At 39.6% G+C, this 26,236-nt stretch carries 26 protein-coding genes; 9 read left to right on the plus strand and 17 right to left on the minus strand.

Annotated features, from left to right (window positions below; translation table 11 throughout):
• Positions 1 to 8: 8 nt before the first annotated feature.
• Positions 9 to 884, plus strand: coding sequence for a M57 family metalloprotease (locus BP74_RS13795; RefSeq protein ID WP_496374934.1), 876 nt, complete (start codon positions 9 to 11; stop codon positions 882 to 884).
• A 47-nt stretch (positions 885 to 931) separates the two neighbouring features.
• Here BP74_RS13795 and BP74_RS13800 read toward each other — a convergent pair whose 3' ends face one another.
• Both BP74_RS13800 and BP74_RS13805 read right to left on the minus strand, forming a co-directional pair.
• Positions 932 to 1,366 (minus strand): acyl-CoA thioesterase, encoded by a 435-nt coding sequence (locus tag BP74_RS13800; protein ID WP_496374935.1) that lies wholly within the window; start codon positions 1,364 to 1,366, stop codon positions 932 to 934.
• 3 nt (positions 1,367 to 1,369) lie between these two features.
• Positions 1,370 to 2,563, minus strand: coding sequence for an MDR family MFS transporter (locus BP74_RS13805; protein WP_496374936.1), 1,194 nt, complete (start codon positions 2,561 to 2,563; stop codon positions 1,370 to 1,372).
• Between the two features lie 71 nt (positions 2,564 to 2,634).
• On the opposite strand from BP74_RS13805, the gene bamJ reads away from it, so the two are divergent.
• Positions 2,635 to 3,333, plus strand: coding sequence for a BamJ family beta-barrel-assembly machinery protein (gene bamJ, locus BP74_RS13810; protein WP_496374937.1), 699 nt, complete (start codon positions 2,635 to 2,637; stop codon positions 3,331 to 3,333).
• A gap of 246 nt (positions 3,334 to 3,579) precedes the next feature.
• Here the strand turns inward: bamJ and BP74_RS13815 are convergent, their stop codons facing one another.
• From BP74_RS13815 to BP74_RS13830, 4 genes are all read right to left on the minus strand, one after another.
• On the minus strand, positions 3,580 to 5,076 hold the full coding sequence (locus BP74_RS13815) for a T9SS type A sorting domain-containing protein (protein WP_496374938.1): 1,497 nt from the start codon (positions 5,074 to 5,076) through the stop codon (positions 3,580 to 3,582).
• Between the two features lie 311 nt (positions 5,077 to 5,387).
• Positions 5,388 to 6,569 carry a T9SS type A sorting domain-containing protein gene (locus tag BP74_RS13820; RefSeq protein WP_496374939.1) on the minus strand — a complete coding sequence of 394 codons (1,182 nt, stop codon included), beginning with the start codon at positions 6,567 to 6,569 and terminating at the stop codon, positions 5,388 to 5,390.
• A 123-nt stretch (positions 6,570 to 6,692) separates the two neighbouring features.
• The gene (gene cmk / locus BP74_RS13825; RefSeq protein ID WP_496374940.1) at positions 6,693 to 7,382 is read right to left on the minus strand and encodes a (d)CMP kinase; all 690 of its coding nucleotides are present in this window, start codon (positions 7,380 to 7,382) and stop codon (positions 6,693 to 6,695) included.
• Positions 7,383 to 7,555: 173 nt separating this feature from the next.
• On the minus strand, positions 7,556 to 10,084 hold the full coding sequence (locus BP74_RS13830) for an ATP-dependent Clp protease ATP-binding subunit (protein WP_496374941.1): 2,529 nt from the start codon (positions 10,082 to 10,084) through the stop codon (positions 7,556 to 7,558).
• 84 nt (positions 10,085 to 10,168) lie between these two features.
• Here BP74_RS13830 and BP74_RS13835 point away from each other — a divergent pair, with 84 nt between their 5' ends.
• Genes BP74_RS13835 through BP74_RS13845 form a run of 3 tightly spaced genes read left to right on the plus strand, consistent with a single transcriptional unit; the run spans position 10,169 to position 12,423 of the window.
• Positions 10,169 to 10,555: an STAS domain-containing protein gene (locus BP74_RS13835; RefSeq protein WP_496374942.1), complete on the plus strand. Its 387-nt coding sequence runs from the start codon at positions 10,169 to 10,171 to the stop codon at positions 10,553 to 10,555.
• Positions 10,556 to 10,603: 48 nt separating this feature from the next.
• Positions 10,604 to 11,482, plus strand: a complete 879-nt coding sequence (locus BP74_RS13840) for a fructosamine kinase family protein (protein WP_496374943.1) — start codon at positions 10,604 to 10,606, stop codon at positions 11,480 to 11,482.
• 35 nt (positions 11,483 to 11,517) lie between these two features.
• Positions 11,518 to 12,423 carry a ribonuclease Z gene (locus BP74_RS13845; protein WP_496374944.1) on the plus strand — a complete coding sequence of 302 codons (906 nt, stop codon included), beginning with the start codon at positions 11,518 to 11,520 and terminating at the stop codon, positions 12,421 to 12,423.
• A 19-nt stretch (positions 12,424 to 12,442) separates the two neighbouring features.
• Here BP74_RS13845 and BP74_RS13850 read toward each other — a convergent pair whose 3' ends face one another.
• From BP74_RS13850 to BP74_RS13870, 5 genes are all read right to left on the minus strand, one after another.
• Positions 12,443 to 13,582 (minus strand): alpha/beta hydrolase, encoded by a 1,140-nt coding sequence (locus tag BP74_RS13850; protein ID WP_496374945.1) that lies wholly within the window; start codon positions 13,580 to 13,582, stop codon positions 12,443 to 12,445.
• A gap of 4 nt (positions 13,583 to 13,586) precedes the next feature.
• Positions 13,587 to 14,474: a 4-hydroxy-tetrahydrodipicolinate synthase gene (dapA, locus tag BP74_RS13855; protein WP_496374946.1), complete on the minus strand. Its 888-nt coding sequence runs from the start codon at positions 14,472 to 14,474 to the stop codon at positions 13,587 to 13,589.
• A gap of 26 nt (positions 14,475 to 14,500) precedes the next feature.
• The gene (locus tag BP74_RS13860; protein ID WP_496374947.1) at positions 14,501 to 15,511 is read right to left on the minus strand and encodes an acetyl-CoA carboxylase carboxyltransferase subunit alpha; all 1,011 of its coding nucleotides are present in this window, start codon (positions 15,509 to 15,511) and stop codon (positions 14,501 to 14,503) included.
• A 123-nt stretch (positions 15,512 to 15,634) separates the two neighbouring features.
• Entirely contained in the window at positions 15,635 to 16,135 is a 501-nt protein-coding gene (locus tag BP74_RS13865) for a TlpA family protein disulfide reductase (RefSeq protein WP_496374948.1), read from the minus strand.
• A gap of 45 nt (positions 16,136 to 16,180) precedes the next feature.
• On the minus strand, positions 16,181 to 18,769 hold the full coding sequence (locus BP74_RS13870; protein WP_496374949.1) for a BamA/TamA family outer membrane protein: 2,589 nt from the start codon (positions 18,767 to 18,769) through the stop codon (positions 16,181 to 16,183).
• A 147-nt stretch (positions 18,770 to 18,916) separates the two neighbouring features.
• Between BP74_RS13870 and efp the strand changes: the two genes are divergently transcribed.
• The 3 genes from efp (at position 18,917) to accC (ending at position 21,630) form a co-directional block, all read left to right on the plus strand.
• On the plus strand, positions 18,917 to 19,483 hold the full coding sequence (gene efp, locus BP74_RS13875; protein WP_496374950.1) for an elongation factor P: 567 nt from the start codon (positions 18,917 to 18,919) through the stop codon (positions 19,481 to 19,483).
• Between the two features lie 242 nt (positions 19,484 to 19,725).
• Positions 19,726 to 20,220: an acetyl-CoA carboxylase biotin carboxyl carrier protein gene (gene accB, locus BP74_RS13880; RefSeq protein WP_496374951.1), complete on the plus strand. Its 495-nt coding sequence runs from the start codon at positions 19,726 to 19,728 to the stop codon at positions 20,218 to 20,220.
• Between the two features lie 72 nt (positions 20,221 to 20,292).
• Positions 20,293 to 21,630 carry an acetyl-CoA carboxylase biotin carboxylase subunit gene (gene accC, locus BP74_RS13885; protein ID WP_496374952.1) on the plus strand — a complete coding sequence of 446 codons (1,338 nt, stop codon included), beginning with the start codon at positions 20,293 to 20,295 and terminating at the stop codon, positions 21,628 to 21,630.
• Positions 21,631 to 21,682: 52 nt separating this feature from the next.
• Here the strand turns inward: accC and BP74_RS13890 are convergent, their stop codons facing one another.
• The 3 genes from BP74_RS13890 to BP74_RS13900 form a co-directional block, all read right to left on the minus strand.
• Positions 21,683 to 22,210: a DUF1542 domain-containing protein gene (locus tag BP74_RS13890; RefSeq protein WP_496374953.1), complete on the minus strand. Its 528-nt coding sequence runs from the start codon at positions 22,208 to 22,210 to the stop codon at positions 21,683 to 21,685.
• 203 nt (positions 22,211 to 22,413) lie between these two features.
• Positions 22,414 to 22,623 carry a hypothetical protein gene (locus BP74_RS13895; protein WP_496374954.1) on the minus strand — a complete coding sequence of 70 codons (210 nt, stop codon included), beginning with the start codon at positions 22,621 to 22,623 and terminating at the stop codon, positions 22,414 to 22,416.
• Positions 22,620 to 23,057 carry a MarR family winged helix-turn-helix transcriptional regulator gene (locus BP74_RS13900; RefSeq protein ID WP_496374955.1) on the minus strand — a complete coding sequence of 146 codons (438 nt, stop codon included), beginning with the start codon at positions 23,055 to 23,057 and terminating at the stop codon, positions 22,620 to 22,622. The genes BP74_RS13895 and BP74_RS13900 overlap by 4 nt, the downstream gene beginning before the upstream one ends.
• Positions 23,058 to 23,159: 102 nt before the next feature.
• On the opposite strand from BP74_RS13900, the gene BP74_RS13905 reads away from it, so the two are divergent.
• Positions 23,160 to 23,990 (plus strand): sterol desaturase family protein, encoded by an 831-nt coding sequence (locus BP74_RS13905; RefSeq protein ID WP_496374956.1) that lies wholly within the window; start codon positions 23,160 to 23,162, stop codon positions 23,988 to 23,990.
• 7 nt (positions 23,991 to 23,997) lie between these two features.
• On the opposite strand, the gene BP74_RS13910 is transcribed toward BP74_RS13905, so the two are convergent.
• From BP74_RS13910 to BP74_RS13920, 3 genes are read right to left on the minus strand one after another with little or no spacing between them, the layout of a single operon-like run.
• Positions 23,998 to 24,603: a hypothetical protein gene (locus BP74_RS13910; RefSeq protein WP_496374957.1), complete on the minus strand. Its 606-nt coding sequence runs from the start codon at positions 24,601 to 24,603 to the stop codon at positions 23,998 to 24,000.
• A 6-nt stretch (positions 24,604 to 24,609) separates the two neighbouring features.
• Positions 24,610 to 25,107, minus strand: a complete 498-nt coding sequence (locus BP74_RS13915) for a pyridoxamine 5'-phosphate oxidase family protein (protein WP_496374958.1) — start codon at positions 25,105 to 25,107, stop codon at positions 24,610 to 24,612.
• 55 nt (positions 25,108 to 25,162) lie between these two features.
• Complete coding sequence (locus BP74_RS13920; protein WP_496374959.1) at positions 25,163 to 26,230, minus strand: App1 family protein phosphatidate phosphatase; 1,068 nt, start codon at positions 26,228 to 26,230, stop codon at positions 25,163 to 25,165.
• Positions 26,231 to 26,236: the final 6 nt, after the last annotated feature.

The raw sequence follows: 26,236 nt of genomic DNA on the forward strand, positions 1-26,236 counted from the left end.
ATCATTCTATGTCAAACACCATTTTTTCACGCCTGAAGGCGACTTTAGGTATTTCACTATTTGCAGTAATTCTACTGACACAATCCTGTAAGAAAGCAGATGTTCAAAAAGATGAGCCTACTGTAAGTGCTGAACGTATTGAAACACTCAGATCTTCAGTAGCTGCTTCTACAGGCGCCCCATTAACCGCAGTGCAATACAACGCCGCGAACAAAAGCTTCACTGTAGCAAGTGATGCAATGATCTCATTGGAAGATGCCCTGAAACGTTTTCCTGAGACCACAGATGTTAAACCATCTTCGAGTGGTACTGACCAACGTGTGTACACCTATACGGTTTCCCGTACCAATGCTTCAAATATTGCATTCTATGTGGACGGAACGGTTCCTGCAGTTTGGATATCTGCGCTGGACCAGGCCATCGCTAACTGGAATAGTACCAACAGCCTTGTATTTATGAAGCGGGTAACCTCAGGAACCACCACGACCACAACCGGTGGAAATGGTAAAGGAAAGAAGGGAGGTACCACTACCACTACTAATACTACTACTACACCTACCTATAATGTGTTGGTTACAACAACCTATGATGCCAATACCAGCATGATTGCGCAGGCCTATTATCCTGAATATACAGGAACGGCAGGAAAGCAGGTGACCATTAATACCTACTATAATTCATTGAGTACGGCTCAAAAGATCTTTGCCATGACACACGAGTTGGGTCACACTATTGGATTGACACATACTGACCAGACTTATGGAAACCTGATACCAGGTACGCCTGAAGTGGATGCAAATTCAGTAATGAATTCTTTTGTTTTATCATGGGTAGGTTTTACGCCCTATGACATCACTGCAGTGACCACGGTCTATCCTAAATAATTATCCCTTGAAAAATCAAAAGCTACCTGGCGCCGGGTAGCTTTTTTTTATTGCCATTCGAATGTATCTGCTTTGGGCATTTGACTGAATACTTCAATGACCTGTTTTGGTGGAGACATTAACTTTCTTTCTGTCACATTCATCCAGGCTCCATCAACAGTGATGACGGCGCAAAGAGTTCCACCGTTCTTTAGAATTTGATGCTGAATGCTCCATCTTGAATAATCCTTTCGTGAACGGGTTAAGTTCAGATTCATACTAACCACATCTCCCAGTTTGATCTCCTTCCTGAATACACATTCTTCCCTAAATAAAATGGGACCAAATTGCAATTGTTGCATCACCTGCGCTGTAAGCCCGTACTCATTTAAAAACTCCACCCTGCAGAATGCACCCCAATCATAATATACTGAATGGCGTAAATGAAAATTAGGGTCCAGGTCTGACCAACGTATCTGGATGACGCGGTTAAATTCGCTCATGTATTATATGTTTTTTTTCAATGAATAGAATCCAATCGCTGCAAATAAACAAAGTATAAGATTGAATATCCACAATATATTGAAGCCTGCTTTAGAAGCGATTTGCGAGGCAATAGTAGGTGCAAGCACCATGGCGAAGGAAAATGACATGGTATATAAGGCTGCATATTGTCCCCTGGTCCGGGCACTACTACGATTGACCCAGAAGTTATTCATAAAAGGGAAGAGCAACATTTCTCCAAATGTTACGATGATCATGCCTGCGATGGTGATAGAAATAGTAAATGAAATATTAAGCAGGACAAAGGAGATGCCTATCAATAATGCCCCCGCTGTCATGTATAAAACCGCATTGCGCCTGTTTTCTAATTTGTAAACCAGCACCATTTCCACCATTGCTATAATTAATCCATTCATGGCTAGAATCCAGCCAATCTGTGCTTCATTTAAATGTAGCTGCTCTTTATAATATACTGGTAAAATGCTGAAAAGCTGGAAAAAGCAGATGCCTACAAGGAAAATATAGAACATCCCTTTCAAAAAAATCTTATCCTTATAGGCGGAATTAGCAGGTGTGGTGTCATGAGCATGATCTTTTTGTGAATGATTATTTCTTATAGGAAGAAAAACGAAGTATAATAGGACAGATGCCAGGATACAGGTTATGCCATCCGCCCAGAATAATAGTGAATAATTGATTGAGGCAAGTATGCCTCCAATTGCTGGCCCAACAGCCCAACCAAGGTTGATGGCGAGCCTGTTGAGCGAGTAACACCTGGTGCGGTTGGATTCATTGCTATAGGCTGCAATGGCGGCTGAATTTGCAGGCCTGAATGCTTCTCCTAAGCTAGCCAGGATAAAAATGAATATAGCAAACTGCAGGAAGGTTTTCATTTGTCCAAGGCCAATAAAAAGAATTCCATTTAAAAAAAGACTGGTCACCTGTACATAAAAATGTCCAAACCTGTCTGTCAGAATGCCTCCTATATAACCTCCCAGTATAGCGCCTGATCCAAAGGCAGCCATTACATAACCTGCCTGGGCCAGGGTGAAACCATTGTGTGTTAAATAAACAGTTAAAAAGGGGATGACCATGGTACCGCTCCTGTTAATGAAGATGACCAGGGCAAGCCACCACATTGGCTTTGATAAGCCACTGTAAGCATTCCGGTATAATTGTATGGAGGCCTGGAGCATTTGCTAAATTAATTTATCATTTACATCCATTGAGTTCCATTCCTTTATTTTTGTCGCTTAACAACAGAAACATGAAAAAATATTTCGTTGCTGCTTTTGCCCTGGGCACCCTGGCTGTGCAGGCGCAAAAGACAACATCCAAAAAAACTACCCCTGTGAACGCAACCCGTTCAACTACTGTTTTAAAGAATTTGAATGATTCCGTGAGCTACGCTATTGGAATGAGTGTGGCCAGCTTTTATTCCCAACAAGGAATAAAGAACCTTAATACTACCATGGTCTCAAAAGCCATCAATGATGTATTTGGAAAGAAGAATGCCTTGCTAACAGAAGAAGAAGCACAGTTAGCTGTAATGCGTTTTCTAAACCCGAATGTATTTAAGACCATCGAAGCAGGTGAAAAATTCCTGGCGCAAAATAAGAACAAGCCAGGAGTGAAGACAACCGCATCGGGTTTGCAATATGAAGTGATCAAGGAAGGCAATGGCAAAAAACCGCTAGCTACAGATACGGTAGAAGTCAACTATGCGGGAACACTGATAGATGGAACCGAATTTGACAATTCTTATAAAAGAGGTTCTTCCATTTCATTTGCTTTGAATGGGGTCATAAGGGGATGGACTGAAGCCTTACAGCTAATGCCTGTAGGTTCAAAATACAAGCTGTATATTCCTTATAAACTGGCCTATGGTATGAATGATATGGGCCATATACCTGGTGGTTCTGTATTGATATTTGAAGTGGAGCTACTGAACATAAAAGGTAAATAACTAACCTTCAGTATAAAAAAGTAAGGGATGATCAAAAGATCATCCCTTTTTTTGAGCTAACCGACCTTAAACTATCGCTTCTTTATAATTAATTCTATTGATTCTCCTAACAAAGGGCACGGGCCAGTTATAATAAACAATGATAGGGTAGGATGGTGTAAAGGTTAGACTATTGTAAATGATTGGAATAATTTGAAGTATTACCATCAAAGGCTGAAAGACTTTGATAGTAATAACCAGTTGTATTTATTGAACAATGAATTTATCAACCGTGCTTTCTCCGCTTACTTTATCCATTACTCTTGCCATGTACTGACCGCGGGGTAAACCGGAAACCTGCTGGTTGCCTCTTACTGCATTGAATTGTTTTACAATGCGACCTGCATTATCAATGATATGTATATCATAAGATGAAGTAGCATCAGCTAGAATGATAGATACATTGCCATTGGAGGCTGCAGGATTGGGGTAAACCAATGCATTTCCTGCCTGGCTGACACTGCTCAATGACCTGACATCGCTGTACCTGGATCTGCCATCTATATCAACCTGCTGGATCCTGTATTGTACTACCCCTTTGAAATTGAATACATCATTCACTGAATAATTCAGGTCAGAGGTGCTGTTGCCGTTTTGTGCTTTAGAAGCGACAAACATTATATTGGTCCATTGGCCATTATAAAAGCGCTGAATATAGAAGCCCTTGTTGTTGATCTCTGTGGAAGTGGTCCATTTCAACGTGTTGGCAGCATTAGCCCTGGAAGCGGTGAATGATTTGAAGTTTACGGGGAGGATTTGTGAGCATTCATTTTTATTAATGCTGGCGATGCTGTAAGCAGTGCCGTTAACCGGAGTGTATGTTGCTACAATCCAATAATGCGTTGAAGCCTCGGCCGGATTATTATAACCTGTAAATAAAGTAGAGTTAGTGGCAACAAATGGAGAGCCGGAAGAAATTGAAATAGATTGTGTTCCACCAATGGTTACAGGTATATCTAAGGTAGGATCATATACAGCTTGTCCTGAATTATTCATAGTATTGTCATCTTTACGAATCTCATAAGTAACTGATATAGAATTTGCAGTGTCAGTTAAAATGCTAAAACTTAAAGCGCTGTTTTGACCTTTACTTGGACATAATTTAAGGGGGCCAGTTATTGATAGCCTGGGGTCACCAATATTCAGACTTCTTCTTGGAAATGAACAAGATGTTTTGGTATTACTGCCAAGAGAACTAGACTGTGTAGACCAAACATCTGCTATAATCGGGGGAACTGTACAAGTTGGTAAGGCTAACGTTACTTTATTAAATAAGTAGGTAAAAATTGTATTTGCCCCACTACCTGAGCTTGTTACAACAGGATTATTAGCTGTTGCCATTTTAACTGGTGGAGCCGGGTCAAAGGGGTAACTTGTAAGAATTACCGGTGGCGTAGTAGAATTATTAACTCCAAGAGTTCCAAGTGTGGTAGATAAAAAAGCTGCTGAAGGCACTGAACTATTTGAATAATTCCAGGGCGTAGCAGGGTAATTATTTGCATCCCAAAAATGAACCCAAAGGCCTTTGTTGCCGTTATTCAGTTGGGCTACAATAACCATATCAAATATTGCCTTGCAAGTCCCATCACCATTTGGAACTTTTTGAAAATTTGATGTTGTAATGTTGATAATTGTACACTGTGCGTTTGACTTGTTAAGGAACGCGCAGGCAATTAATAAAAAGGAGAGTAAATACCTTTTCATAATCATAAGGGTTTAAGATTTAAAAAATAGCTTAATAGCGGTGCTCAATGCGATTGCGATTGGCAGTCCCAGGAAATGGAATTGGTGATTATGAATAGGATGGGAGGATCATAAGCAGTTGCCTGCAATGGTTAGTTAAGCTTGGATATAGTGGTACTTTCCCGAGGATTCTCAGATTAAAGGCTTTGCATTAAATTGTTGAGGACTTGGGTACGGCTTTTCGAGGGAATGGAAGGGATTGTGCTTGTGAGTGTAAAAATAGAAACAATATTGAAAATGTCAAATCTTATTAGAAATATTTTTATTTGTCGTTATTGTACAATGAGTTTTTCACTGGTCAATGTACCAGTTTGATGATCAATAACCCTTACAATATAGTTACCGCGTTTCAGGTCGTTGATCTGTTGCGTGTTATTGTTTACAGACAACCATTGTTGTACTAATTGACCATTAAGATCCACCACTTGTATATCCCTGAGTGAATTGAGCTTTCCTAAAGATACCGTTACCCTTCCATCTACTGAAGGATTAGGATAAAGGACCACTTCCTTATTCTCCAGTGTATTTATTCTTCGTGGAGCACTGTAATAGGATCGTCCATTAACATCAATTTGTTTCAAGCGGTATTCTGCATTATCTCCCAGGAATGTATTGTCACCATATAAATAATCAATTACCTGGTTGTTATTGCCCGAAGGTGACATGGTGGCAACAAATGCTATTGTTGTCCATGGTTTATTTTCTATTCTTCTTTCTATTTCAAACCCCCGCAGGTTTTGTTCTTTAGAAGTTTGCCAGGCTATTTGTACTGATGCTGTATTCTTATGTATCTCAAATTCCCTGAAGAATCCATATTCATTTCTTTCATAGGGTGAACGGGTAAAAATATTGGGATACATGGATTGAAGTGTATTGAACCGAATCGTCACAGGGTTGCCACAGGAATTGGAATAGTTCAGGATGGGCATATTTCTGAAATGTGCTGGAATGTTTTTATTGTCATCAAGACCAAAAGAGGCATCAACCACTGTATTGCTATTCAGTAACAAAACCAGGTGATCGTCTGCATTATTTCGTTGTTGATTGACAGCAGATGCATTGGAATTATATGTAGAGTTGTAATTCTTTAAATAGGCATCTTCATTTTCATTTAAAAAATATTGTCTTACCCTTCCACTTTGCTGCAAACTTTGATAACTATAATTAATGAGATTAATGCCTTCTGCCTGTGTGGTTGACTTCCCCGAGATGGTCAGTACGGCGTTAGGAAGAAGTGATTCATCCGGTAAATTAATTACAGTAAACCCTTTTTCAACAGGAGTATTAAAATAGCTAACGATACTATAGCAAGCCAATGATATGGGAGAGCTATTGTTGTTGGTCAATTCAACATAGGCTGCTCCTGTTTGTGGAGTATATGCTTTTGTCAATATTATTTGGGCATGGAGAAATTGGGTGGCTAATATTAAAATCAGGAGTACATGCTTTTTCATATCTACTGTTTTTTACTTCACTTTGTTCCCGAAGGAAATTTTCAAACTCACTATAGCCATAATTGATGGCTATTCTTTTCAGTAGAGAAGATGGCATTACATGAAAATCAAAAAGAGTTCCAATTATGAAGCATACTGTTCAATATGCTTGTGCGCCCATTTCAAAGCTTTTTGAAATTGTTCCTTTTCGGTAAGATTCGTATTATCCAAAACAATGGCATCCTCTGCCTGGCGGAGTGGACTTACCTCACGATGGGAGTCGATATAATCTCTTAATTCCAGGTTGTTCTTGACCTCTTCAATGGTAACATTCGGATTTTTCTCATAGAGTTCCTGGAATCGCCTTTCAACCCGCACAGCATTATCAGCTGTCATAAAGATCTTGAGTTCGGCATCTGGAAAAACAACAGTTCCAATATCTCGTCCATCCATTACAATTCCCCTGTTCTTTCCCATTTTTTGTTGTTGCGCAACTGCATATTCCCTTACTTCTTTAATGGCAGCCACATCACTAACTTTTTCCGCAACTACCATATCCCTGATCACATACTCTACATTCTCTTCATTCAGGTATATCTCAGACCTTTCACTTTTAGGGTTATAAATAAACTCCAGTGAAATATCCTTTAAAGCATTATGGACTTCTTTTTTATGGGTCCAGTCGATATGATTGCGTAAAAAATATAAGGTAATGGCCCTGTACATGGCGCCACTGTCAACATAGATATAATTCAATGCTTTGGCCAATTGTTTGGCTAAAGTGCTTTTTCCACAGGAAGACCAACCATCTATCGTAATTATTATCTTTTTCATATCAACCAATGCAAAAATGCATGCAATAAATCATACAACAAAAAACTGTTGATAGTAGAGCATTCTAATAAATGAAGTTTTTAATGGTTGGTGGTGATTAGATTTATCTGGGATGATAGTCTGTAAAAAAAGAAATCCCGCCAATGGCGGGATTTGCTATTATTCGATTCTATTTAAGAGGCTTTTGATTCTTCCGTAACACCTTTTTTTAATGAGAAGGTTAGTTTGCCATTCTCTTTATCAAGGTCTGCTTCAAGAACATCTCCAGGCTTGATATTCATATTCAGTATTTCTTCTGCCAGTGGATCTTCCAGGTACTTTTGAATAGCCCTGTGAAGCGGCCTGGCACCAAACTGCTGGTCATAACCCTTATCCGCGATAAATCCTTTTGCGTCTTCGGTCAATTCCAGGCTAAACCCAAGATTGGTAAGGCGTTTCATTACTCCTTTCATCAGGATATCAATGATCTCGAAGATATGATCCTTGGACAGTGAATTAAAGATGATCACATCATCTATCCTGTTAAGGAATTCAGGAGAGAAGGTACGCTTCAATGCTTTTTCAATGACTGCCTTATTAGCTTCATCCTGGTTTTGAACCCTGGAAGCCGTTGCGAAACCAACACCCTCTCCAAAGTCTTTCAACTGGCGAACACCTATATTAGAGGTCATGATGATCAGCGTATTTTTAAAGTCCACCTTTCTACCCAGACCATCTGTCAATTGTCCATCATCCAAAACCTGTAACAGTATATTGTAAATATCAGGATGCGCTTTTTCTATCTCATCCAATAATATGACACTATAAGGTTTGCGACGTACACGCTCAGTCAGCTGTCCACCTTCTTCATATCCTACATATCCCGGAGGCGCACCAATCAAGCGTGACACAGTAAATTTCTCCATGTACTCACTCATATCAATTCTGATGAGAGCATCTTCAGAATCAAACATATGGCGGGCCAGGGCCCTGGCCAATTCTGTTTTACCTACACCTGTAGGACCAAGGAAGATGAATGTACCGATTGGCTTCTTCGGATCTTTCAAACCCACACGGTTACGTTGGATGGCTTTGACTACCTTGCTGATAGCCTCATCCTGTCCAACAACCATGGCTTTCATTTCATCAGCCATCTTACGCAGCTTTTGCGTTTCGGCTTCCACCATGCGCTTAACCGGTATGCCTGTCATCATACTGATCACTTCTGCTATTTCTTCTTCTCCTATAGGATAACGCTTATGCTTGCTTTCTTCTTCCCACTGTGCTTTGGCCTTGTCCAATTCTTCTCCAAGGCGCTTTTCTGTGTCTCTTAGTGCAGCGGCTTCTTCAAATTTTTGACTTTTTACCACCCTGTTCTTTTCAACCTTTATATCTTCTATTTTCTTTTCAAGGTCAAGGATATTTTGAGGCACATTGATATTCTTTAAGTGAACACGTGCGCCAACCTCGTCCATTACATCTATGGCTTTGTCTGGTAATAAACGGTCCGTAATGTACCTGTCGCTTAGTTTAACGCAGGCGTCAATGGCTTCCTGGTCATAATTGACATTATGGTAATCCTCGTATTTTGACTTGATATTATTCAGGATCAGGATGGTATCATCCACACTTGGCGGATCGATCATTACCTTCTGGAAACGACGGTCAAGGGCACCATCTTTTTCAATGTACATTCTATACTCATCCAGGGTAGAAGCACCAATACATTGAAGTTCACCACGTGCAAGAGCAGGTTTGAATATATTAGAGGCATCCAGGGAACCCGAAGCTCCACCTGCACCTACAATAGTATGGATCTCATCAATGAAGAGGATTACGTCACGGTTCTTTTCCAGTTCATTCATGATGGCCTTCATTCTTTCTTCAAACTGACCCCTGTATTTTGTACCGGCTACCAGGGCAGCCAGGTCAAGGGAAATGACCCTTTTATCAAAAAGTACACGGGAAACCTTGCGCTGAACAATTCTAAGGGCTAAACCTTCCACAATGGCAGTTTTACCTACGCCAGGCTCGCCTATAAGAATAGGGTTGTTCTTTTTACGCCTTGATAGGATCTGGGACACCCTTTCGATCTCTTTTTCACGACCAACTATGGGATCCAGTGTCCCTGTTTCAGCCAGCTTGGTAATATCTCTACCAAAATTGTCCAATACAGGTGTCTTGCTTTTAGTAGCACCAGCCTGGCGGGATTTTGACTGGGAGTATTTCTTTTCTTCGTCAAAATCGTCGTCATTTTCTTCCTGGTATTCTGCGCGGGGGTCATTTGATTTCATTACCCCGAGTTCCTGTCTGAATAGATCGTAGTCCACGTCAAATTGATTTAAGATTTGAGTTGCTATGTTTTCTTTGTTCTTTAATATGGAAAGCATTAAATGCTCTGTTTCCACAGTAGGACTTTTAAGTGCCTTTGCTTCAAGAACCGTTACTCTGATCACCTTTTCAGCTTGTTTTGTCAGAGGTAAGCTATTTATGTTAGCAATGTTTTTACCTGTTTTATCCTTTACAGCTAATTCTATTTCTTTACGTAATTCGTATAGGTCAACGTTAAAACTTTTTAATATTCTAACCGCTGTATTATCACCTTCACGAATTAATCCAAGCAATAAATGTTCCGTGCCTATAAAATCATTACCTAACCTTAATGCTTCCTCCCTGCTGAACGATATGATCTCTTTTACTTGTGAGGAAAAATTATTATCCATTTTAATAGTTGTGCTTTATACAATAATAAAAAATATTTTTGAGCAGGGTAAGACGGAAATGTTAAGTCTTTCCGGCTATTATGTATGGAAGTCAAAACTGATACCAAAGAGAAATTTCATGTCATCCGTGTTGAAACTTTGAACTTTACTGCTATAATGGCAGCAGAGTTGAACCGCCAATTACTAGAACTACTTAAAGATAATACAAAGAATGTGGTTGTCAACCTTGATGGTGTAGCCAATATGGAAGAGGAAGCCGCAGAAACCCTCGTAAGGGTTCAGCAAAAGTTTTATGAAGAAGGGGCTTCTTTTGTGGTTTGCTGCCTTCAAAAGAATGTTGAGTCTTTCCTGGACGAAAAGGAGCTTTTGGAAATAATGAACTTTACCCCCACCGAAAGTGAAGCCTACGATATTGTTCAAATGGAAGAAATAGAAAGAGAGCTGTTGAGCGGTGATGATTTTGATCAATAGAAGCAAATCATTCCCTCAGTAAAGTACTCTTTTCAAGAAATTTATCCCATGCTGATTACCCAGTTGGCAAATTTTATTCAGGAATTACTGGTGCCTGGAGGACATCTTTCCAACAAGGTTAAATTTCAGCCAATTGGAGGAGGCTCTATTAATCAAACGTACAGGATTGACCTCCAAAACAATTCTTATTTCTGCAAGATCAATTCTGCTACAAAATTTCCCCAATTATTTGAAAAGGAGTGCCAGGGTTTACAGCTTATTAAAAAACAGGCAGTGATTAAAGTGCCTGAGATCATACATTGTTTCCAATCTTTTGATCAACAGGTTTTGATTCTGGAGTGGATAACCCCCGGAAACAGAGATAAAAGATTTTGGGAAAGATTCGGTAAGCAATTAGCAGCCCTTCATCAAAACAGTTATGACTATTTTGGGTTAGACACAAATAATTATATGGGCAGTGTGGTGCAGTTAAATGAACCATCCAATAACTGGCTAAGTTTCTTTACTGAAAAGCGGTTGCGGCTTTTAATTTCCAGGTGTTTTGATAAAGGGGTACTTACCCCTGCTCATATTGATCTATTTGATCGTTTGATAGTCAAATTGCCAGAGATCTTTGACGCTAAACAAACACCCGTATTGGTTCATGGAGACCTGTGGAGTGGAAATTTTATGTGTAACCAGGCATCAGACCCGGTTTTGATCGATCCTGCTGTCTATTATGGTCACCCTTCTGTAGACCTTGGAATGTCCACATTATTTGGTGGCTTCGATCAAAAGTTTTACGACAGCTATCAATATTATAATCCATTCCCTCTTAATCACAGGGAACAGTGGGAAGTATGTAATCTTTATCCATTGCTTATTCATTTATTATTATTTGGTAGCAGCTATTTGAGGCAAATAGAACAAACTTTACATAAGTATTAATTATTCTGATTATTTTGACGCCCTATCTTTAATTCATGTTGTCTGTAACGATCTTGGGGAATAATTCAGCAGTGCCGGCATTTAATCGTCATCCTACCAGCCAGGTAGTTTCACACGATGGGAATAATTACCTGGTTGATTGCGGGGAAGGGACACAGATTCAAATGATAAAGTATAAGATCCGCAGGGGGAAAATATCTCACATTTTCATTTCTCATTTACATGGTGACCATTATTTTGGACTGGTGGGGTTGTTAAATACTTTTGGACTGCTATCACATAAACAGGATCTGCATGTGTATGGCCCCGCACCTTTGCAACAGATCATTGAAATGCAAATGAGGGTAGCAGACACCATCCTTCCCTATAAACTTTATTTTCATACACTAACTAAAGGAGAGGTATTGGTAGATGATGAAAAAATCAAAATAAGTTGTTTTCCCACAACCCACCGGATAGAATGTTATGGTTTTTTATTCGAGGAAAAAGAGGGAAAAAGAAAATTACTGATTGATAAGGTTAGAAAATTAAATATCCCGGTCAGCTTTTACACCAGTCTTCAAAATGGGCTTGATTATATAACGCCCCGGGGGCAAAGGATCAATAATGATGAAGTGACATCGGCACCGGAGAAGGGTAAGAAATATGCTTTTTGTGCCGACACGAAATATGATGAGAATATCATTCCATTTATCAATGGTGCAGACCTCGTGTATCACGAAACTACTTACCTGGACAATATGCGTGAAAAAGCATTGGAACGCTTTCACGCCACAACTAAACAAGCGGCAGAAATTGCTAAAAAAGCAAATGTCAGGAAGTTGCTCATCGGGCATTTTAGCTCAAAATATAGTACGTTGGAGCAATTTGAAAGTGAAGCAAGAGAAGTCTTTGTCAATACGGAACTGGCTATTGAAGGCAATACCTATGAAGCTCATTAAGCAGGTTTATGCCTACCATTTAATTTTTAACAGTAAGCCATTTATAAAACAAGGGAAATTCAGCCCTCCATGTTGCTTCGTTATGCTTTCCCTGTGCCCGGATCACCGTTTTCATCTTTGCTTTTGAATGTTGCAGCATTTGTTCAAAAACTGATAGCATGTCAGGAACCATTGAGTCGCTTTCCTGTTGCCCTGCAAAAAAGTAAATCTTACCTTTTATTTTCCTGGCCTTGTGAGGATCTATATTCTTTAACTGGGGAGTGATCCAGAAGGCAGGTGAAAAAACACCTGCGCCACCAAACTTTTTAGGGTATTTCATCAGTGCATAGAAGGAAATTAATCCACCCATTGAACTGCCCGCAATAAAGGTATGGCGACCACATTTTTTTGTTCTGTAGTGCTTATTGATAAATGGTCTTAAATTATTTACCAGGAAATCAACATATGCATCTCCTTCGGCCTTCCCATATTTTTCCATGTCATAGGGAGAATATTCATTGATGCGGTGCACAGGATCATTATCAATGGCCACAACAATCATTTCATGTGATTGATTTTCCAACGTGTCAAGCGCTTCATCAACACCCCATTCACCATATCCTGAAGTTGCTTCGTCAAAGACATTCTGACCGTCGTGCATGTATAAAACAGGATATTTTTTCCTGGAGGATGCATAGGAGGAGGGGAGGTATATCCAGACCCTTCGCGTCCGGTTTAGTTGAGGAATAAAAAAAGCGGTATCAATAATTTGAACATTTTTTCCAGCAGTATGGACTCTTTCCTTTTTCGGAAAATGATCTGACCAGTGTTCAATACTTATTTCCAATACGGTATCCCTGTCAACCAGAATCCTCCTGTTTTCCGAAGGGAAAGCATTGTTCCCTGATTCTACCTTATCCCATGAGCCTTTAGTGAATTTGAATTCATAACTCCCGGTTGGTAGTGCAATAGAAAGCGATGGATGGCCGGATACTATTTTAAGCCTGAATTTTTCATCACCTGGGTTCCATCCATTCATGGAACCTGCGAGGTAGATATCATCTGAACTTTTATGATAGGCTGGTACATTGCTAACAATAAAAGTGACTTTATGCTGGGCAAATAATATAAGGTGCGGCAGTAAAAAGAATAAGCAAAATAAGATCCTTCTGATAGTCATTCAATTATTTCAACTTTGGAAGATATTCCTGAATCTGTTTATGAACTCCGGCGCTCAAGGGAACAAGCGGAAGGCGTAAAAAGTTTTCTATTATTCCCATTTCAGAAAGTACGGCTTTGACACCTGCTGGATTGTTCTCAGCAAATAAAAGTTCGTACCCCATCAATAATTTGTTGTTTAGCACCCTTGCAGTTGTAAAGTCATCCTGGAGGGCTGCTTCCACCATTGCCGAAAGATCTTTGGGAAAGCAATTGGCAGCTACACTGATAACACCTCTCATACCGCAGGCTATCTGGGCCAGGGCCAGGTTGTCATCCCCACTGACCACAAGGAATTCCTGGGGCTTGTCACGCAATATTTGCATACACTGGTTCATATTGCCGCTTGCTTCTTTAATACCGTGAATATTGTCCACTTCATTTGCCAGGCGGATCGTTGTTTCAGCGGTAATATTACTTCCGGTTCTTCCGGGAACATTATACAATAGAATGGGTTTGGAAGTAGCGTTCGCTATCGCTTTATAATGTTGAAATATTCCTTCCTGGGAAGGCTTGTTATAATATGGGCTTGCCGATAGAACTGCAATAGCATTTTCAAGCGGATAAGTTTCCAGGTCATGTATTATAGACCTTGTATCATTACCCCCAATTCCCACAACTACCGGTACGCGTTCAGAAACCTTTGAGAAAGTAAAGTGAACGATCTCAATCTTTTCCTCCCTGGTCAATGTAGGTGTTTCTCCTGTAGTACCCAGCGTTACAACATAATTTACACCCTCTGTAATTACGTGGTCGATCAGTTTATGCAGGCTGTCATAATCAACAGAGCCATCTTTCTTAAATGGAGTTACCAGCGCTACTCCGGTTCCTTTTAGCAGATCTCTTACTGACATATTCTTAGCGGTAATTTAATTGTTAGTTAGTTAGTTTTTCCCTGGAATTGCCCGGGAGCGTTTTCTGAAACCTCTTGCCAGAAGCCCATTTTACCAAATTTTTCTATGCGTTGATTGATGCGTTCTTCGGGAGAAATTGGTTTTAGCTCCTGCAACACCTTTACCAGGTAATCTTTTAATATTTGGGAAGCTTCCATATAATCCCAATGCGCACCACCTGCAGGTTCCGGAATGATCCCATCAACCAATCCAAAATCTTTCATATTATCTGCAGTAAGTTTTAATTGTTCCGCTGCAATTTCTTTCTTATCCCAGCTTCGCCAAAGAATTGAGCTGCAGCTTTCAGGTGAGATCACCGTATACCAGGTATTTTCCATCATATATACCCTGTCACCTACACCAATTCCTAAAGCACCACCAGACGCACCTTCACCGATAATAACACAGATCACGGGCACTTTTAAGCGTATCATTTCATAAATATTGCGCGCAATAGCCTCACCCTGGCCACGTTCTTCAGCCTCAAGTCCCGGGTAAGCTCCGGGAGTATCGATCAAAGTGATTATAGGTTTATTGAATTTTTCCGCAAGACGCATCAGGCGTAAAGCTTTTCTATAACCTTCAGGATTGGCCATTCCAAAATTCCTGAGTTGCCTTGTTTTGGTATTAATTCCTTTTTGCTGGCCGATAATCATTACCGTTTCGCCTTCCAGCATGGCAAATCCACCTATCATGGCTTTATCATCCTTCACATTCCTGTCGCCAAACAATTCCACGAAGTTGGTGGTCATATTTTGTATATACTTCATGGTATAGGGCCTGTCGGGATGGCGGCTTAACTGCACTTTTTGCCAGGCGCTTAAGTTCTGGGTAACCTCTTTTCTACGTTCCAGTATTTGCTGATCAAGTTTGCTGATCATCTCAGAGTAGTCGATCTTTTTATGTTCAGATGCATGTTTCAACTTCTCTATCTCATCAATCAGATCCTTGATAGGCTTCTCAAAATCAAGAAATTGTCTATTAGCGTTTGAAGGCATAGGTAAAAAGATTGGCGCTAAAATTAAGTAGGAATATGGAAATAAATCTGGAAATTAAACTAACAGGAGATTGAATGTTCAATCAATAACCAGTTGGCTCCATCAATAATTGGATGGGCAAAATTAATTTTGAAAAGATTCAATGATCTTTTCAAAATCCATTGAACCTTCAAATACTTTCAATAATTCTCCCTTTTTATCATATAAGGCATGGTAGGGTAGATTATGAAGTGCATAAAATCCTGGCAATAACAAATAAATGTCCTTGCCAACAATAATGTTTGGCTGGTCTTTTAATTTATAGTGGGACACAAATTCATTCATTTGCCACAATGGATGAAAGGTTACCATAAGAATTTGCACATTTTTTAGTTGTTCCTTATGTGCCAGTATTTCTTCTGTTTCATGTTGGCAATGGCTGCAATCAGGACTAAAGATCATTACCAACACCTGTTTATTACCAGGAATATCTTTTTTTGTATATAAAGTAGTGCTGTCACTTAGTAATAGCTGCACAGGTGGTAAGGAAGGAAATCTTTTATAAGGCGGTGTGATCGAGTCTACCTGGGCATAGCTACCTAATGTCAAAAACACAAAAAACAAATTCAGAAACCAGTATTTCATAAAGAGTTTTAATACAAATTGGATTTGCAAACATATAGCTATATATCAAAGAAACTTTCCAAGCCTGATATTTGTTCGGGTTGTTTCTTCTGAAATACCATAGGTTACAGCAATTGAAATCTTATTGAATGGTGAAAGAATAATGCCTCCTCCATAACCATGATGCCATTTTGTGGAAGTTTCACCAGGTTGCCATACACGCCCCTGGTCATAAAAACCTACTAGTCCCATTTTCCCGCTAAACCAATACCCTTTCACTTCTGGCAGCCAACGGAGTTCATTTTGATTAAAAAAAACCGATCTGCCATAAAACCGGTATCTCCAGAAACCCCTGAGAGTATAATATCCCCCAAGGGTATTATACTGGTAGGTCTCAGGATCGCCGGAAAGAGTGGAGGCTCCGGATTTGATAGATATAGAAAAAGGTTTGAACAGTGGCAAATAAATATTCAGTGCAGAGCCAAGTTTTGCAACAGAATGACCTGGTTCACTTACATTCTTTGTATAGGAACCTGTTAGTTTAAAATTTACGCCCTTTGTTGGAATGATCTTATCATTTGTTTGAGTAAATGAATAACTCAATTGACTGCCTGCAAAATGATTGTAGTTAAAGGCAGATGGATGTATATAACCCTGTTCTTTGGATGTAAAATGGCCTTTATCATCAATTACCTTCACACCATTATAAAGAAAATCCAGCCGGATGTTATGATGGGTAAGAAATACCTGGTCTATTCCAAAAGAGGCATATATATCTTTTAACCGCAAATAATGGTATTCGATATCATCTGACCGTGGAACCGATTCATTTCCCAGCCCAAAATAATTAAACCGGCGTACTTCATCATATCCGGCACTTACATTAAAATTCCATCTTCCGATCAATTCGCTGAATGTTCCCTCATAATAAGGGTGAAAGGATTTTTCAACCAATGAATAATTTATACCAATGCTATGTTTGGCGCTAAAGCTGCCATCTCTTGCTTTATTCTTGGTAAAACTATAGTCAGCCCCAATATAAAACCTGTAATAATTATTATAGAAAAAACTGGGTTTTAAACCCCGGGAGTTGTATTTAAACACATCATACCTGTATGCATTAATAGAGGGAAACCGGGAAAGATGAACTTTTGTTTCAGCAGAAGCTATAATCCTGTTTCCGGGATTATCATAAAATTTAGTTTTATGTCCCCATCCTTCAACATAAGAAATGTCAAGCATTGAATCTTTTTCGGGTCCACCTCTGACAGTGATCTTTATACCTTTTTTGGCTACTCCCATGACCTGGAAAATATCGTTTCCTCCAACTCCATACAAGCGTATCTCATGTGTCTCTTTATTTAAAAATGTTCTTGAATAGATGGGTGCTCTGCCCTGTTCACCGTCCTTATTGATACGGTAAACATTTACTGATGTAGAATCGTCATTGAGCCTGGTGACTTTGAATAATTCAGATTCTTTAGTTCCCGGGATCTCAATATTCCTGGCAAGGAAAGTATAATATTCTTTTGCATACGCTCCGATATGATCTCTTCGTGACCTGATCTTCCTGGCAATCTCCTTTCCTGATATGTCATATATTTCCTGGGGCATTTGCATGACAGCATTGTCTATCACCTGGTCTGTTATAGCAAGTTGTAATGATAAAGCAGCATCCAACCAGGACTGCAGGGAAAGGCTATTGGTAAATCGCTTATCTATTTCATAAGCGGGATAGTTGTACCATTTTATATTTTTGATTTCTTCTTCGAATGTCTGCAACTCTTTGAATTTTCCGAGCTTGATAATAAGGTTTAATAAAACACCTTCAAATTTTGCAAAGGTCTGGTCACGGTCTTTGGGTACAGGGCTGTAAATTTTGAAGCTTCCACTGTCAAATTTTGCCCAACGCCAGTTGTCTTCGTGACGTCCCCAATCGCCAATCAACATATCAAATAACCTTGTTCTCAAATAAGCCTCCTCGTCCATGACATGGTCATTTTCTTCCAGCACTTTTTCCATCATTTTTTCGGTACTCACTATGTCTTCAGGCTTCCCAAAGCTTGCATTATCCACCTGCGTTTCATCTGGTCTTTCCTCCAGCAGGCAAAGCATGTTGGCAAAGATTTGATTGTATTCCCCCAAACGTTCGCTATGCGGAACTATGTAATAATGTGGGTTAGTATGAAATACGTCTGCTGCCTGTGCCAGTGTAGGAACAGCTAAAGCCGCATAAGGGTGATTGGTGGCAATTTGATCATTAGCCAGTTTTTCAACGAAAGTTCCCTGGACTATTTGTGGCAGAGCCCCCAAATAGGTTTTATTGACACTTCGCAGAACCCAATTTTTCCCACTGGCATCTACCAGTCTTAATGATTTGGTTTGCCGGCCACCACCTTCTTTAACAGGTGTTAAGCCTCCATAAGCAGAATCAAGGTTCAAGACAGGAACACTGATTACAGTGGTCCATTCTTTTCGGTAATCTTTGCCCCACAACCATTGATGGAATAAATTTCTTTCATACTCCGCTCCGGCAATAACTTTTTTATAATTGGGTGTGACTAAGTCAATTATTGTAGAATACTGACCAAAGCCGTTTATGTTGTTTAACAATAATACGCTGATAAGGAAGGAATAAGTTAACGGTTTATACATTTTAAAAGCCCTAAAGCACTTGGTACACATTAAAACAGCTCTTTAAATCTGTAGGATTAAAAAATAGTGCCATTTGATGTGTAATCGTTATCGAGCCTATTTCCTTACTTTTGCCGCCTCTAAAAGTATTTAAATCATAATTTATTTATGGCATCTACAGCAGATATCAGCAGGGGTTTAATTATTAAACTTGAAGGCAGTCTTTACAAAGTAGTGGAATTTGGTGAAAATAAAACTGCCCGTGCAGCCGCAAAAGTGTGGGCCAAACTTACAGGAGTGGACAATAACCGGAGTATAGAAAAGACATGGAATAGTGGAGATACGATTTATCCTGTCCGTGTGGAAAGGAAAGAGTACCAGTTCTTATATAAAGATGATACAGGGTATAATTTTATGGATAATGAGACCTTTGAACAGGTAGCTGTTGCTGAGAATCTTATTGATGCTCCCCAGTTCCTGAGAGATGGTGATGCAGTTTCTGTATTATTTAATACTGAGACCGAAACTCCAATGAGTGTTGAATTGCCTGAAAAAGTGGTGGTCCGGGTTACTTACAGCGAGCCTGGATTAAGGGGTGATACTGCTACAAGGACTCTAAAACCAGCTACCGTAGAAACAGGGGCAACTGTGATGGTTCCTTTGTTTGTAAATGAAGGGGAATTGATCCGCGTAAATACCAAAAGCGGTGAATATGTAGAGCGTGTAAAAGAGTAACTCAAGAATCTAACAATAAGACAGGAATTTTGAATAATCGCATGTCTTCTGACAATTATATATGGAAAGTCCTGGTAAAACAGGACTTTTCTATTTTAAAATATATTAATAACTCATTGCAAATCAAATTCAAATAGGCATCCTTGTGATTTGAATAGGAATAATCCTTTGAAAAGACATTATCATTCAGATATCCTATCTTAGCCGCCTGTTTTAACCAAAATCAAATTAAATTGAAACAAATGGATTTCAAGCAAATTCAGGAGTTGATCAATATGGTCAACGATTCGAATATTGGTGAAGTATCGATTGAACAGAAAGAATTTAAAATAACAATCCGGCAAAAAGAAGAGCAAATAACCCAATTGGTTACCGCTTCTTCAACAATGAATTACCCTTCATTGCCCCAGCAAAATCAACCAATGCCGCTGGGTAATTCAAATCCAGCACCTGCCTCCACTCAACAAAGCCCGGCAACTGCAAACAACCCGGCCAATACAGTAACCATAAAAAGTCCAATGATAGGTACTTTTTACCGCAGACCTTCTCCTGATAAACCCATTTTTGTAGAAATTGGCGACGAGGTAACTCCGGGTAAAGTAGTATGCATTATAGAGGCTATGAAACTCTTTAATGAGATTGAAAGTGAAGTTAAAGGCAAGATCGTGAAAATCCTTGTGGAGGATGCTTCTCCTGTTGAATACGATCAACCTCTTTTCCTTGTTGAACCCAGCTAATTTGGAAATCAGACCTTATGTCAAATAGTCGTTACGGTCATTTCTACATTTCCAAATTCAAATACATATAACGTGTTTAAAAAAATACTAATTGCCAACCGTGGAGAAATAGCTCTTCGTGTCATCCGTACATGCAGGGAGATGGGTATTAAAACGGTTGCCGTTTATTCTACTGCGGACAGGGACAGTTTACATGTAAAATTTGCAGATGAAGCAGTTTGTATAGGAAAGCCTCAAAGCAGTGATTCCTATTTAAACATCCCACACATCATGGCAGCAGTTGAAATCACCAATGCCGATGCTGTTCATCCGGGATATGGATTCCTGGCTGAAAATGCCAAATTTTCCCAGATCTGTGCTGATCATGGAATTAAATTTATTGGGCCAACAGCCGAAATGATCAACAGGATGGGAGATAAGATCTCCGCAAAAGAAACAATGATCAAAGCGGGGGTTCCTGTTATTCCAGGAAGTGATGGATTATTATCCAGTCTTGAAGAAGCCAGGGGGCTAGCAAAGGATATGGGTTATCCTGTTATCTTAAAGGCCACTGCAGGTGGTGGAGGTAAGGGAATGCGTATTGTTTGGGAAGACAGCGAGATGGAAAGGGCTTACAATACTGCGAAAGCAGAAGCAGGTGCCGCATTTAAAAATGATGGTATCTATATGGAAAAGTTCGTGGAAGAGCCAAGGCATATAGAGATCCAGGTTGCAGGTGACCGGTATGGAACTGTTTGTCACCTCAGTGAAAGGGACTGCTCCATTCAACGCCGGCATCAAAAGCTGGTAGAAGAATCGCCTTCTCCTTTTATGACCCCTGAACTTCGTTTTCAAATGGGAGAAGCAGCCAAGAAGGCTGCAAGCGCCATTAATTACGAAAGTGTTGGAACCATAGAGTTCCTGGTTGATAAGCATCGCAATTTCTATTTCATGGAGATGAACACCCGTATCCAGGTGGAACATTGCGTGACTGAAGAAGTTATCAACTATGACCTCATAAAAGAACAGATAAAGATTGCAATGGGCGAAAGGATCTCTGGCAGGGATTACGAACCCCAGCTACACGCCATTGAATGTCGTATCAATGCTGAAGATCCTTATAATGACTTCAGGCCTTCCCCCGGGAAAATCACAGTGTTGCATCAACCTGGAGGGCATGGGGTACGCGTTGACAGCCATGTATATGCCGGTTATGTAATTCCACCTTATTATGATTCAATGATCGGCAAACTGATCACCGTTGCAAGGACAAGGGAAGAAGCCATCGATACCATGTATCGTGCTCTAAGCGAATATGTAATTGAAGGGATAAAGACAACCATACCATTTCACCTGCAATTGATGCAGGATGATAGATTCAGGTCTGGTGATTTTAATACTAAATTCCTTGAAGGATTTAAACTTCATTAAATAAAAAAGCCCGGCATTAGCCGGGTTTTTTATTACAATATATTTTTAATCATTAATCTTTAAACTTTCCTTTTCCACCATTTTTGTGAGGGTTTCCTTTTCCTTTTTCCCATCCTAAATGCTTTCCATTATCATGACGGCCTTCATACTGGTCATCATTGTCATCATTATCATATTTCTTACCTTTTTTCCTGGAATAATTGCCGCTTTGCCCATTAATCTCCCGGATGCGTCTGGCACGGTCATTCTCCAGTTGACGTATGGCCCTGTCCTTTTCTACCTGAGTCAGGTAAGGATTATTCCTGATAGACTGGATCTTGGAGTCATACTCACGGTTGACCTGGTCTATCTGGGCCTGGCGTGAACCGGAAGGGTAGTTGCCGGGATAAGTATTTGGATAATTACCACCATTATTGCCGCCACCAAGGATCACATCTCTTGGATTTGATGTATTAGGCGTATTCTTCGAAGTATTTTTAGGTTGGCCTAAAATAACACGGCGTGCTTCATCCCTGGAAGTCTGTGCCTGGACGGAGGCCAGTGCTCCTACTGCAATCAAAAGGGTAAGTAATTTTTTCATATTGAGCGATTTAATGTACAATATGACTCGAAAAAAAGTGCCAGGTGAAATTGGAATTGACAAGAATTTGTTAAAGAAAGGATGGATCCGCTTAATATGTAGAACGGGGATGGATTTTACATTCGTATAAACCAGGAAATGATCAAGGTTGCTTTACAAAGTCCAATCCGATTTTTATTGAAATCAGGTATTTGCCAAAAACATTAAAAACGCAATAGTGAATTGGTAAATATAAAATCTGTTAGTTCAGCAGGGGCTTCCAGTACAGGACTGCTATTTGACCTGGCTTTCAATTTCATGAAGCACTTTGAATATTGATTTTTATCACAAGCTTTTGAACTTATGCCAGTAAAGACCATTAAAAAGCAAATGGCTATCAATAACAGCAATGATTTTGTAATAACTTGTCTCATAAAACTTTTTTACAGTTATCAATGATATTATTCAAAGTTTCCTTCATACGGATCAGTTCTTTTTCTGTAATACCCTGAAGTGCTATAGCCCTGTTTCGTTCAACCACCCCGGTAATTTTGGTTATCAATTTCCTGCCTTCGGCCGTTAGTTCAAGGGTAAATCTTCGCCTGTCTGTATTATGCGCTTCCCTTATTAATAAACCCTTTTTGATAAGCAGGTCAATAATCCTGGTGACACTGGCAGTATCCTTAAAAACTTTCCCGGCTATCTCCAGTTGGGTAATGTCCGGTTTTTCATAAAGGGCATTTAAAACCAGCCACTGATCAATAGTAATGTCGAAACCCTGTTCAAAAAACCTTTTCTGAGCAAATTGCCTGTACGTTTTAATTGTTTTATCCAAAGAGTAGAAAATCACCCGGTCCAGTCTTTCCATATTTCAATGCTAAGATAATGAGATTTATCAATTATTGATATATCAATTAAATATTTTAACAAATCGGGTACTATAATTGTTAACTTTTACCAGCAGATCACAATGAGAATACCTGATTTTACTTCACCCATTTGGTTTTTGACCGCAACACTTATTCTATTCCTCGTCATCATAGGTAGGTATTTCCTGGTGGCTGGAATATTTTACAGTGTTTTTTACTGGTGGTCTCCTCAAAAGTGGAGTTCAAGAAAGATCAACCATAGGGCATATAAAAAAGGACAATTTAAAAAAGAGGTAGCCTGGAGCTGTATTACTGCATTTATTTTTTCCTTGTCAGGATCCTTAACGCTTATCCTTTGGCAGAAAGGCTATACCAGGATATATATGAATTGGAGTGATTACCCTCTTTGGTGGATCCCGGTTAGCCTATTCACCTCCCTAATCCTTCATGAAAGTTATTACTACTGGTTACATAGGTGGATGCACCATCCTAAAGTATTTAGGGTAGTGCATAAAGTGCATCATGATAGTAATATCACTTCACCCTGGACTGCCTTTTCATTCCACCCTTACGAAGGTATATTCCAGGCTGTGTTTCTACCTGCCGTATTATTGTTTTTGCCACTACACCTATATGTATTGATCTTTCAATTGACGATTATGACGCTTAGCAGCGTTATCAATCACCTTGATATTGAGATTTACCCTGCCAATTTTTATAAACATCCCATTGGTAAATGGCTGATTGGTGCATCACATCATTCTTTGCACCATAAGCAATTCAAATTTAATTATGGACTCTATTTTACTTTTTGGGATAAATGGAAAGGAACGGAAAGTCCTTCTTACGTTAGCCTTTTTGAAGAAAAAACAATGATGGAGCATTTACCTGCAAATGATGAATCAATTGCAATTAGCAAAATAAATTCATAAACGAATTTTATGCTTTACTCACCAGCCCATTCACCAGGCTTTTCCATTGAATTTTAGAAAAACCAGTAATGGCCCCTGCTGCAATAGCAGTGTTTCTTATTTTATCAATTTGTGTTTCTGTGTTTGTATTAGGCTTTTCATTCCTTCCATATACGCCAGCAATCACTTTCTTCCCTTCTCTTTTAACCATGAAAGTGGAAGTAGTGTCTTCACTGAAAAAATGGGCCACATCTGTTTTTTCATTTAGTGGATTTGTCGCAGGCCTGACCCTGATAGCTGCCCATTGCGATTTTTGATCATCATGCTCTTCGATAGCTTCTATCTGAACCCAGTCAAAACCTTCGCCCGTAACAGAACCTGGACCAGGAATATCAATTTTAAAATGGTCACCTTTTCGTGCCTTTCTATCAACAGCTTGCCCTGCATCATCCGTTAATTGAAAGGAAGCAGTAGCTTTTCCTGAGATATCCTGCCAGTTATTGATATCCAGAAGTCTTTGAAGCACTTTCTTATAAAAAGCTTCCGCTTCCTTTTCAGTATCTAATTCTTCAGAACTTTCAGTATTTGTCTGAATGCCCGTATGATTAGGAGGGATAATATTATTTTGCTTCATGGATGGTTATACTTTTAATTTGCCTTCTGCTCCGTCCGCTAACTTTTTGCCGGTTACAACAGATGCAGCCATTTTTAAAAAAGCTACCATCTTTCCTGTTTCAGCATCCCAGTAGTAAATATTTTCAGGAACTACTTTTAGCAATGCAAGGTTTGGATCATCTGCTCCATTTGGAAACCATGCTTTCACAATAGTTTTCCATTTATCCTTTATCAGTTTTCTATCTGTCTGAACAGTTGCTTTTCCCCAAACATCCACATAGCTTTCCTTTCCCGGATGCGCATATACAAGATGAACTGTCTTTTCAATACTTACCTCTTCCACCTTGATGGACCTGATGTCGGTAAAGAACCACAGCGTGCCATCGTCTTCCACTTCAATAGTTGCCATTGGCCTGGTATGTTCATCCTTCTGGTTATTGGTTATGAACATACACACATTGATATCATTGATTAGCTTTTTAAATTTTTTAGCGGCTTCGTCATTGTGAAGGTTTTTTTCCATAACTCGATATTTAAATAGTGATGCTTTAAAAAATATGCCATTGTAATCTCATGGATCAATGATCCTGAATTTCCACGGAAGCTTGTTTTCCAGGAATCAGGCCCAGCTTCCTGGAGTGCATGATGGCCTCTGAACTATGCTTGAAAAAACAACAGGGAACTCCTGCGGCTTCTATCTTATACAATACATCATTTACTTTTTGTTGATTTTTCGCATGGATGTCACGTATATACACTGCATGAACCTGCCTGGGAAAATGATTCACAACCGCCTCATAGATATAAGGATCATGTTGCGAACTATCTCCCAGTAATACAAACCGTTGTTTTGGATAGGTTTCCAATATCCTGGCTATCCTTGTAAACTTTGTTTGGTGATTATTCTGCCCGGTCTTTAGCAACTGGCTGAATAATTTTAATTGATTTAGTAAGAACACGCCCTTTGGCATCTGGTTCACGATAGTGAATTCAAGTATATAGTCATACAAATTCCATTCGCTACTGGAAACAAAGAAAAAAGGATTGGGAGCATCAGAACTTGAATTGCTGTTGGCTAAAAGCTGGTAATGTTTTACTGCGTCTTCAAAGGGTTGCCTGCTCCGGGCATTTTCTGTAAATAATACAAATAGCCGTTTGCGCATATTAGCCGAATGTGAGATAAGAAAAGTGTCATCTATATCCGAAATGAATCCATATTGCGTTTCGTGTGGCACAAATACAGTTCCGGTGGATTGTGCAATGACCTGGTCCCCATGATAAGCTTTGATGGTAACATTATTCCATCCACAAGGCAAAGGAGGCTTATCCTTCCACGTGAACCTGAAAAAACCATCATTCCCTGTTTTGCAATAATACGTTTCATCCTTCCACTCCATAATAAGATCAACATCAGCCATAGGCTTGACAACAAATAATCGAAGCAGGGCAAGGGTATTATAAATAATGCTTTTCCTGTACTTTTTCCTGGGCAGCGGTGTAAAAGAAAAAACATGACCATGAATCATCATTTGTTCCCCTTGTCCATACCCATGATAGACCTTGATGGTAGGTTCGTTGGTAAAACCCATCCAATTCCAAAAACGGGAAATCAAATCCCTTCGGGCTGGCTGGTCAGTTGTTTGCATAGTATG

This window comes from Flavisolibacter ginsengiterrae DSM 18136 (assembly GCF_059568575.1).

Bases quoted from the DNA above. Each gene is read 5' to 3' on its own strand.
- BP74_RS13870 (WP_496374949.1), bottom strand. From the start codon at position 18,769: ATGTATAAACCGTTAACTTATTCCTTCCTTATCAGCGTATTATTGTTA.
- BP74_RS13890 (WP_496374953.1), bottom strand. From the start codon at position 22,210: ATGAAAAAATTACTTACCCTTTTGATTGCAGTAGGAGCACTGGCCTCC.
- bamJ (WP_496374937.1), top strand. From the start codon at position 2,635: ATGAAAAAATATTTCGTTGCTGCTTTTGCCCTGGGCACCCTGGCTGTG.
- cmk (WP_496374940.1), bottom strand. From the start codon at position 7,382: ATGAAAAAGATAATAATTACGATAGATGGTTGGTCTTCCTGTGGAAAA.
- accB (WP_496374951.1), top strand. From the start codon at position 19,726: ATGGATTTCAAGCAAATTCAGGAGTTGATCAATATGGTCAACGATTCG.
- BP74_RS13850 (WP_496374945.1), bottom strand. From the start codon at position 13,582: ATGACTATCAGAAGGATCTTATTTTGCTTATTCTTTTTACTGCCGCAC.
- BP74_RS13830 (WP_496374941.1), bottom strand. From the start codon at position 10,084: ATGGATAATAATTTTTCCTCACAAGTAAAAGAGATCATATCGTTCAGC.
- BP74_RS13815 (WP_496374938.1), bottom strand. From the start codon at position 5,076: ATGAAAAGGTATTTACTCTCCTTTTTATTAATTGCCTGCGCGTTCCTT.
- efp (WP_496374950.1), top strand. From the start codon at position 18,917: ATGGCATCTACAGCAGATATCAGCAGGGGTTTAATTATTAAACTTGAA.
- BP74_RS13895 (WP_496374954.1), bottom strand. From the start codon at position 22,623: ATGAGACAAGTTATTACAAAATCATTGCTGTTATTGATAGCCATTTGC.
- dapA (WP_496374946.1), bottom strand. From the start codon at position 14,474: ATGTCAGTAAGAGATCTGCTAAAAGGAACCGGAGTAGCGCTGGTAACT.
- BP74_RS13905 (WP_496374956.1), top strand. From the start codon at position 23,160: ATGAGAATACCTGATTTTACTTCACCCATTTGGTTTTTGACCGCAACA.
- BP74_RS13860 (WP_496374947.1), bottom strand. From the start codon at position 15,511: ATGCCTTCAAACGCTAATAGACAATTTCTTGATTTTGAGAAGCCTATC.
- BP74_RS13805 (WP_496374936.1), bottom strand. From the start codon at position 2,563: ATGCTCCAGGCCTCCATACAATTATACCGGAATGCTTACAGTGGCTTA.
- BP74_RS13865 (WP_496374948.1), bottom strand. From the start codon at position 16,135: ATGAAATACTGGTTTCTGAATTTGTTTTTTGTGTTTTTGACATTAGGT.
- BP74_RS13795 (WP_496374934.1), top strand. From the start codon at position 9: ATGTCAAACACCATTTTTTCACGCCTGAAGGCGACTTTAGGTATTTCA.
- BP74_RS13910 (WP_496374957.1), bottom strand. From the start codon at position 24,603: ATGAAGCAAAATAATATTATCCCTCCTAATCATACGGGCATTCAGACA.
- BP74_RS13900 (WP_496374955.1), bottom strand. From the start codon at position 23,057: ATGGAAAGACTGGACCGGGTGATTTTCTACTCTTTGGATAAAACAATT.
- BP74_RS13845 (WP_496374944.1), top strand. From the start codon at position 11,518: ATGTTGTCTGTAACGATCTTGGGGAATAATTCAGCAGTGCCGGCATTT.
- BP74_RS13800 (WP_496374935.1), bottom strand. From the start codon at position 1,366: ATGAGCGAATTTAACCGCGTCATCCAGATACGTTGGTCAGACCTGGAC.
- BP74_RS13920 (WP_496374959.1), bottom strand. From the start codon at position 26,230: ATGCAAACAACTGACCAGCCAGCCCGAAGGGATTTGATTTCCCGTTTT.
- BP74_RS13915 (WP_496374958.1), bottom strand. From the start codon at position 25,107: ATGGAAAAAAACCTTCACAATGACGAAGCCGCTAAAAAATTTAAAAAG.
- BP74_RS13840 (WP_496374943.1), top strand. From the start codon at position 10,604: ATGCTGATTACCCAGTTGGCAAATTTTATTCAGGAATTACTGGTGCCT.
- BP74_RS13835 (WP_496374942.1), top strand. From the start codon at position 10,169: ATGGAAGTCAAAACTGATACCAAAGAGAAATTTCATGTCATCCGTGTT.
- BP74_RS13820 (WP_496374939.1), bottom strand. From the start codon at position 6,569: ATGAAAAAGCATGTACTCCTGATTTTAATATTAGCCACCCAATTTCTC.